At 71.5% G+C, this 14,023-nt stretch carries 17 protein-coding genes; 10 read left to right on the plus strand and 7 right to left on the minus strand.

Annotated features, from left to right (window positions below):
• Positions 1–214: 214 nt before the first annotated feature.
• From melC1 to LN251_RS31545, 3 genes are all read left to right on the plus strand, one after another.
• Positions 215–592 (plus strand): apotyrosinase chaperone MelC1, encoded by a 378-nt coding sequence (gene melC1 / locus LN251_RS31535; protein ID WP_458247561.1) that lies wholly within the window; start codon positions 215–217, stop codon positions 590–592.
• Between the two features lie 35 nt (positions 593–627).
• The gene (gene melC2, locus LN251_RS31540) at positions 628–1,452 is read left to right on the plus strand and encodes a tyrosinase MelC2 (protein WP_458247562.1); all 825 of its coding nucleotides are present in this window, start codon (positions 628–630) and stop codon (positions 1,450–1,452) included.
• Between the two features lie 85 nt (positions 1,453–1,537).
• Entirely contained in the window at positions 1,538–1,990 is a 453-nt protein-coding gene (locus tag LN251_RS31545; RefSeq protein ID WP_458247563.1) for an SRPBCC family protein, read from the plus strand.
• A gap of 10 nt (positions 1,991–2,000) precedes the next feature.
• Here the strand turns inward: LN251_RS31545 and LN251_RS31550 are convergent, their stop codons facing one another.
• Together LN251_RS31550 and LN251_RS31555 are read right to left on the minus strand one after the other, a co-directional pair.
• Positions 2,001–2,702, minus strand: a complete 702-nt coding sequence (locus tag LN251_RS31550; RefSeq protein ID WP_458247564.1) for a ribonuclease H family protein — start codon at positions 2,700–2,702, stop codon at positions 2,001–2,003.
• A 31-nt stretch (positions 2,703–2,733) separates the two neighbouring features.
• Entirely contained in the window at positions 2,734–3,534 is an 801-nt protein-coding gene (locus LN251_RS31555) for a VOC family protein (RefSeq protein WP_458247565.1), read from the minus strand.
• 151 nt (positions 3,535–3,685) lie between these two features.
• Here LN251_RS31555 and LN251_RS31560 point away from each other — a divergent pair, with 151 nt between their 5' ends.
• A complete protein-coding gene (locus tag LN251_RS31560; RefSeq protein ID WP_458248203.1) occupies positions 3,686–4,696 on the plus strand; it encodes a zinc-binding alcohol dehydrogenase family protein in 1,011 nt (336 codons plus the stop codon).
• 110 nt (positions 4,697–4,806) lie between these two features.
• On the plus strand, positions 4,807–5,718 hold the full coding sequence (locus LN251_RS31565) for an SGNH/GDSL hydrolase family protein (protein WP_458247566.1): 912 nt from the start codon (positions 4,807–4,809) through the stop codon (positions 5,716–5,718).
• Between the two features lie 19 nt (positions 5,719–5,737).
• Here LN251_RS31565 and LN251_RS31570 read toward each other — a convergent pair whose 3' ends face one another.
• Both LN251_RS31570 and LN251_RS31575 read right to left on the minus strand, forming a co-directional pair.
• Positions 5,738–6,544: a class I SAM-dependent methyltransferase gene (locus LN251_RS31570; RefSeq protein ID WP_458247567.1), complete on the minus strand. Its 807-nt coding sequence runs from the start codon at positions 6,542–6,544 to the stop codon at positions 5,738–5,740.
• A gap of 113 nt (positions 6,545–6,657) precedes the next feature.
• Positions 6,658–7,140, minus strand: coding sequence for a VOC family protein (locus tag LN251_RS31575; protein ID WP_458247568.1), 483 nt, complete (start codon positions 7,138–7,140; stop codon positions 6,658–6,660).
• 121 nt (positions 7,141–7,261) lie between these two features.
• Between LN251_RS31575 and LN251_RS31580 the strand changes: the two genes are divergently transcribed.
• The 3 genes from LN251_RS31580 (at position 7,262) to LN251_RS31590 (ending at position 9,823) form a co-directional block, all read left to right on the plus strand.
• The gene (locus tag LN251_RS31580; RefSeq protein WP_458247569.1) at positions 7,262–8,470 is read left to right on the plus strand and encodes an epoxide hydrolase family protein; all 1,209 of its coding nucleotides are present in this window, start codon (positions 7,262–7,264) and stop codon (positions 8,468–8,470) included.
• A gap of 110 nt (positions 8,471–8,580) precedes the next feature.
• Positions 8,581–9,219 carry a ClpP family protease gene (locus LN251_RS31585; RefSeq protein ID WP_458247570.1) on the plus strand — a complete coding sequence of 213 codons (639 nt, stop codon included), beginning with the start codon at positions 8,581–8,583 and terminating at the stop codon, positions 9,217–9,219.
• A gap of 1 nt (position 9,220) precedes the next feature.
• The gene (locus LN251_RS31590) at positions 9,221–9,823 is read left to right on the plus strand and encodes a ClpP family protease (protein WP_458247571.1); all 603 of its coding nucleotides are present in this window, start codon (positions 9,221–9,223) and stop codon (positions 9,821–9,823) included.
• A 22-nt stretch (positions 9,824–9,845) separates the two neighbouring features.
• On the opposite strand, the gene LN251_RS31595 is transcribed toward LN251_RS31590, so the two are convergent.
• Positions 9,846–10,268, minus strand: a complete 423-nt coding sequence (locus tag LN251_RS31595; protein WP_458247572.1) for a helix-turn-helix domain-containing protein — start codon at positions 10,266–10,268, stop codon at positions 9,846–9,848.
• Between the two features lie 80 nt (positions 10,269–10,348).
• On the opposite strand from LN251_RS31595, the gene LN251_RS31600 reads away from it, so the two are divergent.
• Positions 10,349–11,134, plus strand: a complete 786-nt coding sequence (locus LN251_RS31600; RefSeq protein WP_458247573.1) for a class I SAM-dependent methyltransferase — start codon at positions 10,349–10,351, stop codon at positions 11,132–11,134.
• A 107-nt stretch (positions 11,135–11,241) separates the two neighbouring features.
• Positions 11,242–12,129, plus strand: coding sequence for an RNA polymerase sigma factor SigF (locus LN251_RS31605; protein ID WP_458247574.1), 888 nt, complete (start codon positions 11,242–11,244; stop codon positions 12,127–12,129).
• Positions 12,130–12,175: 46 nt separating this feature from the next.
• Here the strand turns inward: LN251_RS31605 and LN251_RS31610 are convergent, their stop codons facing one another.
• Positions 12,176–12,631 (minus strand): ATP-binding protein, encoded by a 456-nt coding sequence (locus LN251_RS31610; protein WP_458247575.1) that lies wholly within the window; start codon positions 12,629–12,631, stop codon positions 12,176–12,178.
• Between the two features lie 106 nt (positions 12,632–12,737).
• Positions 12,738–13,955, minus strand: a complete 1,218-nt coding sequence (locus LN251_RS31615; protein ID WP_458247576.1) for a DUF6777 domain-containing protein — start codon at positions 13,953–13,955, stop codon at positions 12,738–12,740.
• Between the last annotated feature and the right edge of the window lie 68 nt (positions 13,956–14,023).

A 14,023-nucleotide genomic window follows, 5' to 3' on the forward strand; every position in this document is an offset into this window, starting at 1 on the left:
AGGATCTTCCGGATCGCGACTCCCCGGAGAAGGAATTCCCTCTTCCGGGGGCGGCGGACCCTGTCCACAGCAAGATCAACTTCGTTCAACCTTGCACGACATGTAGGCAATTGTCCTGATCGCAGCCAACCGGTGTCGGCCGATTTCTCCCGCTCTCATCAGGGCCGATAGGCATGCCGAGTCGTCAATCGAACGAATTCCCGGGAGATCCCGTATGCCCGAACTCAGCCGCCGCCGCGCCCTCGGCACCGCCGCCGCGCTCACCGCGGCCGCCGCCGCCCACACCCTCTCGGCGCCCGCCGCCTCGGCCGCGCCCGCCGCCTCTCACCACGACTCCCCCGAACCCTTCGACGAGGTCTACAAGGGCCGCCGAATACAGGGCCGCCCGGCCTCCGGGCCGATGCACCACCACCACGGCGACGGCTTCGAAGTGCTCATCGACGCGGTCCCGTTGCACGTGATGCGCAACGCGGACGGCACCTGGATCAGCGTCGTCAGCCACTACGACCCGGTCCCCACCCCGCGGGCCGCCGCACGGGCCGCGGTCGACGAACTCCAGGGCGCGGTCCTCCTGCCCTTCCCCGCCAACTGACCCACTCAGCACGACACTTCGGAGCAACCACCACCATGACCGTCCGCAAGAACCAGGCCGGCCTCTCCGCCGACGAGAAGCGCCGCTTCGTCGCAGCCGTCCTGGAGCTGAAGCGCAGCGGCCGCTACGACGCCTTCGTCACGACGCACAACGCCTTCATCCTCGGCGACACCGACAACGGCGAGCGCACCGGCCACCGTTCGCCGTCCTTCCTGCCCTGGCACCGCAGATTCCTGCTGGAGTTCGAAGGAGCGCTGCAGTCGGTGGACGCCTCGGTCGCACTGCCCTACTGGGACTGGAGCACCGACCGCTCACCCCGCTCCTCGCTGTGGGCGCCGGACTTCCTCGGCGGGACGGGGCGCAGCCGCGACGGGCAGGTGACGGACGGCCCGTTCGCCGCGTCGGCCGGCAACTGGCCGATCAATGTGCGGGTGGACGGACGTACCTTCCTGCGCCGCCAACTGGGCGCCAACGTACGGGAATTGCCGACCCGTGCCGAGGTCGACTCGGTGCTGTCGATGGCGACCTACGACATGGCGCCCTGGAACAGCGCGTCGGACGGCTTCCGCAACCACCTGGAGGGCTGGCGGGGGGTGAACCTGCACAACCGGGTCCATGTGTGGGTCGGGGGCCAGATGGCGACCGGCGTCTCCCCCAACGACCCGGTGTTCTGGCTGCATCACGCCTACATCGACAAGCTGTGGGCCGAGTGGCAGCGACGCAATCCCCGCTCCGGCTATCTGCCGACCGGCGGGACGCCGAACGTCGTCGACCTGGGCGAGACGATGAAGCCGTGGAACGACGTCCGGCCCGCCGATCTGCTGGACCACACCGCGCACTACACCTTCGACACCGACTGACGGCCGGGATCGGGTGGTTCGCCCCGTAGGTCACGGGTACCCGCCGGGGACACAACCGACAGCAGAGCGAAGGAGGGGTTCACCCGTGTCGCAGGTCGAGGAATCCATCGAGGTCGGCGTCCCGGTGCGCACCGCTTACAACCAGTGGACGCAGTTCGAGTCGTTCCCCGAGTTCATGAACGGCGTGGACCGCATCGAGCAGCGCACCGACACGCTCACCCACTGGGTGACCAGTGTGAACGGCGTCCACAAGGAGTTCGACGCCGAGATCACGGAACAGGTCCCGGACGAGCGGGTCGCGTGGACGACCGTCGCCGGTGAGGCCAAGCAGGCCGGGGTGGTGACCTTCCACCGCCTCGACGACGCCCACACCAAGGTGATGCTGCAGATGGACTTCCATCCGGACAGCATCACGGAGAAGGTCGGCGACAAGCTGGGCTTCGTGAAGCGGCAGACCAAGGGCGACCTGGAGCGCTTCAAGACGTTCATCGAGAACCGCGGCCGGGAGACCGGCGAGTGGCGCGGCCAGGTCAGCTGACCGCCGCCCGCTAACCGGCCTCGGCCGTACGGCACTCCGGGTGCCCCCAGCCCTGCGCGTTCTTGGCGATGGGCTCCCCCGCGGCGTAGGAGCGGCCGCACAGGCAGCGGCCGGGGAACTTCGCCTTGATCGTGCGGGAGGACGAGGCACCCTTGCGCGCCGCGCCGGACTTCCGGCGCGGCGCGTCCGTCTTCGCCTTCGGCGTGTCCGGGGAGGGCGGCGGCTCCGGCGAGCCCAGTCCACTGCCCGCAGCCTCCTGCACGATGGCCGCCTGGCTGGCCGCCCGGTCGGCGAAGTCGTTCAGCGGATCGCCGTCGACCTGGTGGGCGGGCACATAGCGGAAGTCCACCGAGCGGCCGTCCAGCAGCTCGTCGATGCGCACCACCAGTTCCTGGTTGGCGACCGGCTTGCCGGCGGCCGTCTTCCAGCCGTTGCGCTTCCAGCCGGGCAGCCAGGTCGTGACGGCCTTCATCGCGTACTGCGAGTCCATCCGCACCTCGAGCGGAACGGCCGGGTCGGTCGAGGCCAGCAGCCGTTCCAGCGCGGTGAGTTCGGCGACGTTGTTGGTGGCTCTGCCGAGCGGCCCGGACTCCCAGCGGGCCGGGGTCTCCGACTCGTCCGCCACGACCCAGGCCCAGCCCGCCGGACCGGGATTTCCCTTCGAAGCCCCGTCGCACGCGGCCACCACACGTTCACGCATGGGCCCGATCATGCCATGGCCCGGCGGGCCGCTCGCGCCTGGTTCAGGAGACGTCCGTGACCTGTGGCATCTCCCCGGCCGTCGTCGTGATGTCGATCACCGAGAAGCTGGCGCCCTGCGGGTCGCTGAGCGCCGCGAACCGCCCGAACGGGCTGTCCATCGGCCCGAACCGCAGCACACCACCCAGCTTGGTCGCCCGGGCGACGGCCTCGTCGCAGTCGGCGACGGTGAAGTAGACGTTGATGTAGGGCGGCATCTCGGGCGGGAAGTCCTCCGTCATCTTCATGCGGCCGAGGACCGTGTTCCCGTCGAGGTCGAACATGCGGAAGTCGATCGCCTCGTCCTGCATCTGCTTCGCCGTGTAGGAGAACACCGAGGTGAAGAAGGCGTCGGACCGTTCGGGCTCGCGGGTGAAGACCTCGGCCCAGCAGTAGGCGCCGGTCTGCTGCGGCGTTGCCTCGAACCCCTCGTGGACACCGGCCTGCCAGACGCCGAAGACGACGCCGCTGGGGTCGCGGCCCAGGCACATCGTCCCGAAGTCGCCGACCTTCATCGGCTCCATCAGCACTTCGCCGCCGTTGTCACGGATCTTCCCGGCGGTCGCGGCGGCGTCCTGCGACGCGAAGTACAGGCACCACTGCGAGAAGCCTTCCTGGCCCGGCATCGGCGGTACGACGGCGGCGACGGCCTTGCCGTCCGCGTAGGCCTGGGTGTAGTTGCCGTACTCCGACGACGCCTCGCCGAAGGTCCAGCCCAGGACGTCGCCGTAGAAACTCTTGGCTCCCTCGACATCGCTGAACATCGCGTCGGCCCAACAGGGTGTTCCCTCAGGTTGCACGGCCATGACTGCGGCCCTCTCCTGTGTCGGCGGTTGGTCCGTTTCCTCACGCTAGTCACCCTTTCGCCGAAGCGCGCGCCGAACGTGCGCGCGTCCCACACTGGTCGGGACAGGGGTTTCGGCGCTCGGGACGGGGTGCGAGATGGCTGACGCAACGATGCGCGCGTGGTCGGTATCGGTGCCCGGCCCGGTGGAGGAGGAGGGAGGGCTCCGCCTGGTCGAGAAGCAGGTTCCAGAGCCCGGGGACGACGAGCTGCTCGTGCGGGTGCGCGCGTGCGGGGTGTGCCGCACCGATCTGCACGTGGCCGAGGGCGATCTCCCGGTGCGCCGGCCCGGTGTGACGCCCGGACACGAGGTGGTGGGCGTGGTGGCGGGCCACGGCGCGCGGGTCGAGGGCTTCCAGGCCGGTGACCGGGTCGGTGTGGCCTGGCTGCGGCGCACGGACGGCACCTGCGCGTACTGCGCGCGCGGGGACGAGAACCTCTGCCCTGCCTCCCGCTACACCGGCTGGGACGCGGACGGCGGTTACGCGGAGTACACGACCGTGCCCGCCGCCTTCGCCCACCGGCTGCCGGCCGCCCTCGCCGACGCCACCGCCGCTCCCCTGCTGTGCGCCGGGATCATCGGCTACCGGGCCCTGCGCCGGGCCGCGCTGCCTCCGGGCGGGCGGCTCGGGCTGTACGGGTTCGGGGGCAGCGCCCATCTGTGCGCCCAGGTGGCACTGGCCGAGGGCGCCACCGTGCACGTGCTGACGCGCGGGGCGGCGGCACGGCGGCTGGCGCTCGACCTGGGCGCCGCCTCGGCGCGCGACGCGTACGAGATGCCGCCCGAGCCGCTGGACAGCGCGATCCTCTTCGCGCCGGTCGGCGACCTGGTACCGGTCGCGCTGCGCGCCCTGGACCGCGGCGGCACCCTGGCGGTCGCCGGCATCCACCTCAGCGACATCCCGTCCCTGCACTACGAGACGGAGCTGTTCTACGAGAAGCAGGTACGGAGCGTCACCTCCAACACCCGTGCCGACGCCCGTGAGTTCCTCGCGTTCGCCGCCCGGCACCGGGTGCGCGCCACCACGCACACCTATCCCCTGTCCCGCGCCGACGAAGCCCTGCGGGACCTCAAGGCGGGGCGCTTCGACGGGGCCGCGGTCCTGGTCAACGACCTTTCCTGACAGGCGCGTCGGAGCCGTTGCCCGGTAACTGTGTTGTCCGTCTTCCCCCTTGGGCCCGGCTGTGCTTGCCTGGGGAACCGTTTTTCGGTTGCCGGGGCGGGAGTCGCTGTATGCACGGACCGTGGATCGTGGGGATGCTGCTGACCGGTGTGCTGCTGCTCGGCGCGTGCGGCGACCCGTCGTCCGGGCCGGAGGCCGCGCCGCCGTCCCCCGTCGTACCGGGGGCCTCCGCCGCGACCACGCACCAGCGGGCGCCGGCCTCGCCCCGCGTCCCGGCCGTCGGGCCCAGGGTGCTGTACCTGGGCGACTCACTGGCCGTGGAGGCCCAGAAGGTGCTCGGGCAGCGGCTCCGCCACGACCTGAACGCCACCTACACCGGCGCCCCGTACTCCGGGACCACGCTGTGCGACTACCTGGAGGGCACCGGGGCACGCTCCCTCGTGCCGGACGCGGCCAAGGCCGCCGCGCTTGTCCGCGCGCAGCACCCGGACTACGTGGTGCTGCAGTTCTGGGGCAACGCCTGGGGATACACGTGGTGCATGGACGGCATCACCTACGACGCCTCCCCGCAGCGGTACTTCGCCCGCTACCGCGCCGACCTGCGCCGGCTCACCGAGCAGATCGCCGCGGCGGGCGGCGCGAGACGGCCGCGGATCGTGTGGGTGCTGCAGGGACCGGACCCGATCACCCCCGACCGGGTGCGCCGCGTCAACGAGATGTACGAGCGGCAGGCGGCTGGGTCCGGTGACCTCGTCGCCGACGCGGGCCGCACGGTCGCTCCGGCCGGCGCCCGCTACACCTGGAGCCAGTACCTGCCGTGCACCGCCTACGAACACGAGCACGCCGACTACTGCACCCAGCCGGGCCGCGACCGCACCGCGCTCCACCTGGACTCGGACTACCTCCACTTCTGCCTCGCGCCCACGACGTCCACCCCGAAGCCGTGTCCGGTCCGCTCCCCCGGCATCCTGCGCATCTCCCAGGAGATCACCGGGACGATCCGCCGGGCCGTCAGCCGGTGATCCGCCGCGCCCGGCCGCGTCACCTCGCGGCGGGCCGGCGGCCGATGGTCGAGTACGTGAAGTGGCTGCGTACCACCAGCCGGGGGTCGGCGGCCAGCCGGTGCACCTCGTCGAGCTGCTCCGGGGTCATGCCGGCCGCCAGGAAGTCCTTCCTGGCCTGCGCGATGTTGGCGGCGATCAGCAGCGCACCCGCCGTGCCGCCCGGCCAGGAACGGGCGTGCATCACGGTGTCCACATCGGTCAGCCCCTCCTCCAGCATCAGCGCGGGCACCCGGCCCGCCCAGCTCGGGTCGTTGCCGTGGGCGGGCAGGACGTGCTCGATCAGAAGCCTGTGGTAGGTGTCGATCAGCTCGGCCGCCTCCGGGCTCGGGGCGGTGAGGACCATCTTGCGGAACGTCGCCTCGAAGTCCTCCACGACCAGCGCTCCCCCGGGAGCGAGTGCGGCGGCCAGGCGTCCGAGGATCTGCCGCCTCCCGGGCAGGTGGAGCAGCACCAGCCGGGCGTGGATGACGTCCCACGGCCCGTCGGGCACCCGTTCGTTCTCCAGGTCGTGGCGCAGCACCTCGTACGGCGGATCCGGCGGCAGGTGACGGGTGTTGAGGTCCGTCGCGAGTACCCGGCCGCTCGGCCCCGCCGCGCCGGCGAGCCAGGCGGCCATGCTGCCGCCCCCGGCGCCGACCTCCAGGCACCGCCTGCCGGTCAGATCACCGAGCCCGGACAGCCGCTGGACGGTGAACTCGTCCAGCAGGGTGGCGAGATGGACGTGCCGGCCCACGGCTTCCGGGTCGTCGTTGTCGAAGGCGTACGTCAGCGGGGTGGCGGGCACGGGGCGGCTCCTTCGGGCGAGGGATGGTCGGCTGGCGTGCGCCGTCGCGCGGTCGGCGGCGCCGCCCGGTGTCCTACCCACTCGGCGGCCGGTGCCGCCCTCCGGCGCGCCGCCTACTCGCCCTCGTACGCCCTGCGCAGGGCGGCGATGTCGAACTTGCCCATCGCCATGAACGCCTTGGTGGTGCGGGAGGCCTTCACCTGGTCGGGGTCGCTGATCATGTCGATGAGGGTGTCCGGGACGACCTGCCAGGACAGGCCGAACTTGTCCTTCAGCCAGCCGCAGGGTCCGGGCTCGCCGCCGCCCTCGGTGAGCTTGGCCCAGTAGTAGTCGATCTCCTCCTGGTCCTTGCAGAAGATCTGGAAGGAGACCGACTCGTTGAACTTGAACATCGGCCCGCCGTTGAGCGCGACGAACTTCTGGCCGTTGGCCGTGAACTCCACCGCCAGCACGGAGCCGACCGGCCCCGCTCCCCCTTCGACATTGCGGCCGACACGGCCGATGCTGGAGTTCTTGAAGATCGACACGTAGTGGTGGGCGGCCTCTTCGGCCTGGCCGTCGAACCAGAGACACGTGGTGAATCCGTCGGTGGTCATGGGCACCTCCTGAGCGTGGAACGCGGTCACCTGTACCGACCGATCCTCCGCGCGAAACTCATCGGTGGGGCGGCCGGTTAATCCATGTGGCCCCGTCGCCGTCGCGACCTAGGCTCCCGCCATGACGTCATCCCCCGCGGACCCCGCCGCGACGGTCCGGCCCTTCCGGCTCGACATCCCGCAGAGCGACCTCGACGACCTGCACGACCGCCTCGACCGCACCCGCTGGCCCGACGAGCTGCCCGGCACCGGCTGGGCCTACGGCGTACCGGCCGACTACCTGCGCGAACTCCACCACTACTGGCGCCACGTCTACGACTGGCGGACCGCCGAGGCCCGGCTGAACGAGTGGCCGCAGTTCACCACCACGATCGACGGCTCGAACGTCCACTTCGCCCATGTCCGCTCCCCCGAGCCGGACGCCACACCGCTGATCCTGACGCACGGCTGGCCGGGGTCGATCGTGGAGTTCCTCGACGTCGTCGGGCCGCTGACCGATCCCGCCGCGCACGGCGCAGACCCGGCCGACGCCTTCCATGTGGTCGTGCCGAGCATCCCCGGGTTCGGTCTGTCCGGGCCCCCGGCGGACACCGGCTGGGAGGCGGCCCGGGTCGCCGACGCGTGGGCCGAGCTGATGCGGCGGCTCGGCTACGAGCGGTTCGGCGCGCAGGGCGGCGACTGGGGCGCCGCGATCTCCCGCGAGCTGGGCCGGGCCCATCCCGACCGGGTGATCGGTGTCCACCTCAACCTCCTGCCGGGCGGGCAGCAGGCCACCGAGCCCACGCAGGAGGAGCTGGACGAGCTGGACACCGAGGGGCAGGAGCGGGCGCTGCTGTCGTGGCGCAGGTGGAGCGAGTGGTCGCGCGAGGGCACGGGTTACGCGGTCCTGCAGGCGACCCGGCCGCAGACCGTGGCGTACGCCCTGACGGATTCGCCGGTCGGTCAACTGGCCTGGATCGTGGAGAAGTTCCAGGAGTGGACGGACTCGCAGCGGCTGCCGGAGGAGGCCGTGGACCGGGACCGGCTGCTGACCGACGTGATGCTGTACTGGCTGACGGGGACCGCGGGTTCCGCGGGCCGCATCTACTACGAGCGCGCCCACGCGACGACCGGCGGCGCCCGTCCCACCGAGCCCTCCACCGTGCCCACCGCGCTGGCGCTGTTCCCCGCGGAGCCACAGCTTCCGTTGCGGCACAAGGCGCAGCGCACGGAGAACCTGGTGCGCTGGACGGAGTTCGACCGCGGCGGCCACTTCGCCGCGATGGAGGAGCCGGACCTGCTGGTCGGTGATGTCCGGGCGTTCTTCCGGCAGGTGCGCGAGAAGGACTGAGCGCGGGGCTCTGCCCGTGGCGAATCTGCCGCGGGCAGAGAAACCGCATCGGCGGCCGCCCGCGGGCCGAGAGTGGGGTGGACGGCATCACCGCACCGACGGGAGACACCATGACCGCACTCACCCCGCTCACGCCCCGGGCCGAGGAGGGCGACACCGCGCCCTCCCGGTTCGACGACCATCTCGCCGCCCAGCTCCTCGGCCAGCGGATCGTCTTCCTCGGCACCCAGGTCGACGAGGTGTCCGCCAACCGGGTCTGCGCCCAGCTGCTCCTGCTCTCCGCCGAGGACCCGCGCACCGACATCAGCCTGTGCATCAACAGCCCGGGCGGCTCGGTGTACGCGGGCCTGGCCATCTACGACACGATGCGGCTGATCCCGAACGACGTCTCGACGCTCGCCATGGGCTTCGCGGCCAGCATGGGCCAGTTCCTGCTCTGCGGTGGCGCGCCCGGCAAGCGCTACGCCCTGCCGAACGCCCGGATCATGATGCACCAGGGGTCGGCGGGCATCGGCGGCACCACCGCCGACATCGAGATCCAGGCGGAGAACCTGGAGCACAGCAAGCGGACGATGGAGCGGCTCATCGCGCAGAACACGGGCCAGAGCCCGGAGACCATCGCCCGGGACGGCGACCGCGACCGCTGGTTCACGGCCGAGGAGGCCAGGGAGTACGGCATGGTGGACCAGGTCGTGGAGTCGCTCGCCGACGTCCGTCCGGCCGCCTCGAAGCGACGGATGGGGCTGTGACATGGGCAACTACACCATTCCGTACGTCGTCGAGCGCACCGCGCACGGCGAGCGCTCCTCCGACGTGTTCAGCCGGCTGCTGTCCGAGCGGATCATCTTCCTCGGCACCGAGATCGACGACGGGGTGGCCAACGTCGTCATCGCGCAACTGCTGCATCTGGAGTCGGCGGCCCCGGAGAACGAGATCGCGATCTACCTCAACTCGCCCGGCGGCTCGTTCACCTCGCTGATGGCGATCTACGACACGATGACCTTCGTGCAGGCCCCGATCTCGACGTTCTGCGTCGGGCAGGCGGCGTCCACCGCGGCCGTACTGCTGGCCGGAGGCGATCCCGGACGGCGGTTCGTGCTGGAGCACGCGCGCGTGCTGCTCGGCCAGCCCGCCAGCGGAGGCAGCCGGGGCGCGATCTCCGACCTGACGCTCCAGGCCAAGGAGATGGTCCGCATCCGCTCCCAGGTCGAGGAGGTGCTCGCCCGCCACACCCACCACGACGTCGCCACCCTGCGCGCCGACATGGACCGCGACAAGGTGTTCACCGCCGAGGAGGCGGTCGCCTACGGCCTGGCCGACGAGGTGCTGAGCCGGCGTCTCGTCGCGGTCTGAGGCGCCGGCCCGTCCGGTGCCGTCAGGCGGCCAGGCACAGTCCGTCGTGGCGCGGTGCGGAGGCGCCGCGGCCCCGGGCGGCGTGCCGGCTCGCGACCCGGGTCAGCTCGCCGTGAGCCAGCGACAGCAGATCGCCGAGGCCCAGTCCGAGGGCGTGAGCGGCGGCCGCGAGGACCTCCGACGAGGCCTCCTTGCGGCCCCGCTCCACCTCGGAGAGGTAGGGCATGGAGATCCGGGCCGCGTCGGCGACGTCCCTGAGGGTGCGCTCCTGGGCGAGGCGCTCGCGCCGCAGCACGTCACCGACCAGGTCGCGCCACAGGGGCTCCTTCGGTGCCGGGGCCGCGGGGACCGGTGGCGCCTGGCGCGGCGGCGGGGCGGCCGGGGCACCGGCCTGCGGGCGGCGCAGGGGGATGACACGGGCTTCGTTCGGCGCTTGGCTGGTCACCGCTTCAGACTAAATTCCCTCGCCGCGAAGGGAAGGGGTCGGCATTCTGCCCTGGGTGAATCACCGGAGCGGAGGGGCTCATGACGGCCTTGCGGAAGAGGTTCAACGAGGACGCCGAGTTGTACGACCGGGCACGGCCGCACTATCCCCCGGCGCTGGTCGCCGAGTTGGCGCGGGTCGCCGCCCTCGGCCCGGCAAGCAGGGTCCTGGAGATCGGCCCGGGCACGGGTCAGCTGACGCTCCCGGTGGCCGAGCTGGGATGCCACGTCACCGCGGTGGAGCTCGGTGACGCGATGGCGGCCGTGGCCCGTCGGCGGCTGCGCGACCATCCGCGCGTCGAGGTCCGGGTGGCGGAGTTCGAGAGCTGGCCGCTGCCCGAGGAGCCGTTCGACCTGGTGATGTGCGCCACCGCGTTCCATTGGATCGACCCCGAGGTGCGGATGGTCAAGGCGGCCCGGGCGCTGCGTCCGGGCGGACGGCTGGCCCTGGTCCTCACGGAACACGTGGCGGGCGGCACGGAGGAGTTCTTCACCCGCGTCCAGGAATGCTACGAGCGATGGGATCCGGCCACCCCGCCCGGTCTGCGGCCGCAGCCGGCGTCGCAGATCCCCACCGGCACCGCCGAGGCGGCCGGCTCCCCGTACTTCGAGCGGGTGACGGCGGCCCGCTTCACACAGGACATCACCTACAGCACCGACCAGTACCTGGACGTCCTGCTCACCTACTCCAACCACCGCGCCCTCGACGAGGCGGCGCGCCGGGGTCTGCTGGCGTGTATCCGGAATCTCCTCGACAATGGGTTCGCGGGCAGCGTGACCAAGCGCTACCTGCACGAACTGGTCGTCGCCACCCGGGTCGCCGAGTGATGTACGCCGCATCGGAAAAGCGGTGGGAATGGGTTGCCCGACTCGGGGTACCCGCAGGACGAGGACCCGAGCGGACAGACGTCGGATCGTGACTCGTGGGAGAGGAAATGAATACCGCCGTGAATCGGTCGAAGACAGCGATCGCCCAGACGACCGCCGGGACCGGCACGGAGAACGGTGTGCTGCCGGGCATCGAGGAGCCGCGTTCGGTGGCGCCCCGCGACGCCCGGGAGCTGTCCCGCCAGTTCTTCCATCGCCTGTCCGAGCTGGAAGAGGGCACGCGCGAGTACCAGTACGCGCGAAACACCCTCATCGAGATGAACATGTCGCTCGTGCGGTTCGCCGCCGGGCGTTTCCGGGGTCGCGGGGACGAGATGGAGGACCTCGTCCAGACGGGCATGATCGGCCTCATCAAGGCGATCGACCGATTCGAGCTGTCCCGCGAGGTGGAGTTCACGTCGTTCGCACTGCCGTACATCGTCGGGGAGATCAAGCGGTTCTTCCGCGACACCACCTGGGCGGTGCACGTGCCGCGGCGGCTGCAGGAGCTGCGGGTGGAGCTGGCCAAGGCCCGCGAGGAGCTCGGCAGCCGGCTCGACCGCGAGCCGACCGTCGCGGAGCTCGCCACGCTGATGAACATCTCCGAGAGGGAGGTCGTCGAGGCGCAGATCGCGGCCAACGGATACAACTCCTCGTCCCTGGACGCCGCGCTCACCGGTGACGGGCCCGAGGGCGGCGAAGCGGTCCTCGCGGACTTCATCGGGGTGGAGGAGGACGGGCTGCGGCTCGTCGAGGACTTCCAGTCGCTGGCCCCGCTGATGGCGGAGCTGGGCGAGCGCGACCGGCAGATCCTCCACATGCGGTTCGTGGAGGAGGCCACGCAGGCGGAGATCGGTGAACGTCTCGGCTGCTCGCAGATGCACGTGTCCCGCCTGATCAAGCGGATCATCGGGCGCCTGCGCGAGGGGATGCTGGGCGAGCTCGGCTGCGCCTGAGGAAGCGGATCGGAAAAGGGTGACCGTCGCGGGTCCGACGCGGCGGTCACTTCGCGTTCAGCGACACCACAGCGCTGACCCGCTTGCCGACGGGCACTCTCTCGACGACGACCTGGGAAGCCACCGCGTGCACTATCTCCAGGCCGTGCCGGCCCACCCGGTTCGGATCACGCGGGAACCGCCGCGGCAGGGCGACGCTGCTGTCGCAGACGCACACGGTCACGGCGACGTCCGTGCCTTCGAGCTCCAGGATGTACGGGCCGTTGCTGTGGCGGTCGGCGTTCGTGACCAGCTCGCTGACGACCAGCAGCACCTCGTTCTCGGCCCGCTCGTCGACCGCGGCGCACCACTCGGTGCGCAGACTGCTCACGAAATGGGCGGCGAAAGAGCGGGCCTCGGCGATGCAGCCCGGTTCGCCGGTGTAATGGGCAGCCCGCCTCAGTGGTTCCACCGGCACGTCGAAACCCGTCGGTATCACTGCCCCGCCCACCTGGTCGTTCATGCGTTTCTCTCTCGGAAGCCGGACTGGCCGGACGCTGTTGCACCAGTGCTGATACCCCGAGCCGGGCCGTGCAGTCCCCTGTTGCGGGTGATGTGTCCCTCTCGGCTCACGCGGACGGCGACGTGGCGGAGGAGACCGGTGCGCTCACCGTCGTGCTGTCGGAGGCGAGCGGCGGCTGGGGCGGGGAGCTGCCCGGGGAGCTCTCCGGCTTCGCGGGCGGCTCGCTGGAGCTCGAGGGCGGCGTGGGGCCGGACGACGACGAGGACGGCGGGGACGACGACGGGGTGGACGTCGACGGGCACGGGCTCGGCTTCCCGGTGCCCGGTCCCGGCGAGGAGACGCAGGGGGACGGTGAGCCCGACGACGAGGGTGCCGACGGGGTGGTCACGCTCACGGACGGCGAGGGCCGCACCGGCGGCTTGGCGGGCCGGTCCTTGTGGCCGGTGTCCCCGCGGTGCCGGGCGATCCACTGGCCGTGGTCCGGGTCGTAGATCACGAAGATCTTGATGATCTGCGGGGCGGGCGTGACCACCACGACGTTCGAGGAGCGGTACGACGGCCAGGAGTCGCCCGTCGGCGTGGGCGTCGTCTGCTGGGCGACGGGCGGGGTCAGCGGGTTGCCGCAGGCGCACCGCGTGCGGGGCACACCGTGGCCGTCGACGAGGACGGCGGTGCCGGCCTGCAGGACGGCCTGGTAGCCGGTCGCGGTGCCGTCCTGGTAGCCGTGGTTGGTGACCCGGGTGTCCATGCGCAGCTGCACGGGGGTGAGGGAGCGCAGGTAGGCGGGGACCTGGGAGGGCTGGACGCCCACGACGGAGGCGAAGGCGCGGTTCTTCGCCGGGACCGCCTGCAGGTACCCGATCTGCTTCTCGACGTCGCAGCTGGAGACATTGCGGCTGCCGCCGTACAGTCCGGCCGCCCCGCCGTCCACGCCGCGCACGGCGTTCGCGGGCGTCGATTCGGGGGTGGTCGGGGAGGCGGAGACCGTGGCGGTGGAGCTGTCCTTCGCCGTCGAGGGAGTGAAGGGGTCGGGACCGGTCTTGCCCGCGGCCTGCAGGAAGACCTCGCCGCCCTTGGCCGAGCCGGCGCCGCCGTCGGACCGCGTGAGGACGACGGCCAGGACGACGGCGGCGACGACCGCCGTGGTGAGGACCGCGATGCGGGGCGCGGACTTCCACCAGGGGCGGCGGGGCTCGGGCGCGGGGGTGCCCCCGCTGCTGCCGGGCGGCTGGGAGGGCGGGCCCGAGGGCGGCTGGGAGGGGCCCGAGAGCGGGCCGGAGGGCGGTCCTGTGGGGCGGCCGGACGACGGCGGTTCGACGCTCACGAGCTCTTCTTCCCGACGTGGTTCCTCTGCGGCTCTCCCCGATATCCGCCGCTTTTCTGCCATTCCTC

Source organism: Streptomyces sp. MAI_2237, from assembly GCF_054189285.1.